Below are 1,061 nucleotides of genomic sequence, written 5' to 3' on the forward strand. Positions count from 1 at the left end.
GAATAGAAACGAGTGTTTAATCTCTTATTTAAAAATTGAATAAAATCTTTTATTATAACTATTGGGAACATAAAAAAAATAAATAATTACTAATGTTTTCTTATTTTTCGAACATGGTAATAATAACGTAATGTATACATTATAAATAAAAATATACAAGCACCTAAAATAACCATAGAACTTATAGTACAAGCACCTATATAATCATATTGTTCTAAAGTTTGTGAAACGTAAACAGAAGAAACTAAATCTTCGAATGGAAAATTACCAGAAACCATGACAACAGAACCATATTCACCTAAAGCTCTAGAAAAAGTTAATGTAAATCCATTTAATAAAGCGGGAAATGTTATAGGAAACAATATTTTCTTAAATGTTTCTTGTTCATCAGTTCCTAAGCACCATGCATTTTCCTCTGTTTCTAAATCTAAAGTTACACGTAATAGTATTGGTTGCACTGAACGCGCTACAAAAGGAGCAGTAGTAAAAAGCATTGCTAAAAAAACACCTCTTACTGTATAAATAATTTGTGATTCTTTACTTAAAAAGCGACCAATTCCTTTTGGACCAAATAAAGTAGTTAATGTTAATCCAGCTACTGCTGTTGGCATAGTAAAAGGAAAATCAACTGCAGCATCTAATATTTTTTTAAGTGGAAAATCGAATCTTACTAAACACCAAACTATTATATATCCTATACTAGTATTAATAATAGCTACTAGTAACGCTAATCTAAAAGACAATGAAATAGCTGCAAGAGCTACATCATTAGTAGCTTTTTCTATGACTATCTCCCATGGAGATTTTGCTACATAAGAAAAAATAGCATAAAGTGGAAGAAACAAAAAAAAACTTAAATGAGAGAAAAGGAATAAAGTAACTCTTTTTTCATCAAAAAGATATCCTAATATATCATCTATTCCCTCTTTTGAAAAAAATTTGTGATATTTTTTTCTTCTAGCATTTAAAAATGAATGTGTAAAACGGTCTAATAATAATTTATAACCTGGATTATAAAGAAAAAGTGATGTTGTTGACATAAAATAAAATATATATTATTT

General features: G+C 27.0%; 1 protein-coding gene. It reads right to left on the bottom strand.

The genetic code is table 11. The features are described from left to right. Positions 1-89 precede the first annotated feature (89 nt). On the bottom strand, positions 90-1,040 hold the full coding sequence (gene cysT / locus JFN88_RS14555) for a sulfate ABC transporter permease subunit CysT (protein ID WP_199020014.1): 951 nt from the start codon (positions 1,038-1,040) through the stop codon (positions 90-92). Positions 1,041-1,061 lie beyond the last annotated feature (21 nt).

It is taken from the genome of Paenibacillus roseus, assembly GCF_016424485.1.
Taxonomy (GTDB): Bacteria; Bacillota; Bacilli; order Paenibacillales; family Paenibacillaceae; genus Paenibacillus_D; species Paenibacillus_D roseus.

Excerpts from the sequence above, each read along its gene's own strand:
- cysT (WP_199020014.1), bottom strand. The coding sequence starts at position 1,040 with ATGTCAACAACATCACTTTTTCTTTATAATCCAGGTTATAAATTATTA.